This is a genomic window from Mesorhizobium sp. WSM4884, from assembly GCF_029625675.1.
GTDB lineage: Bacteria > Pseudomonadota > Alphaproteobacteria > Rhizobiales > Rhizobiaceae > Mesorhizobium.
This window is the reverse complement of sequence record NZ_JARTVO010000094.1, coordinates 1-236: the sequence shown is the minus strand read 5'-3', so window position 1 is coordinate 236 and position 236 is coordinate 1. Positions and strand designations below refer to the sequence as shown.

Below are 236 nucleotides of genomic sequence, written 5' to 3'. Positions count from 1 at the left end.
GGTCAGTGTCGACAGGATGAGAACGCCGATGACGGACGGAATGGTGATCAGCAGGCTGTTGAGGAAAAAGCGCAGCATGGCGGTCTGGTCGAAAACCGCCTTGTAGTTGTCGATCAGGCTGAATTTCTGCGGCCAGCCCCAATAGTTGCCGGCCATCAGCTCCTCGTTGGAACGGATCGAGGTCAGCATCACGGCGAGCAGAGGCAGCAGCCACAGGATCACGACCAGGGTTACAC

General features: G+C 58.1%; 1 pseudogene. It reads right to left on the bottom strand.

Going from position 1 to position 236, the window contains the following annotated elements:
* Positions 1–236: pseudogene (locus P9236_RS30795) on the bottom strand (carbohydrate ABC transporter permease); the annotation flags it as partial.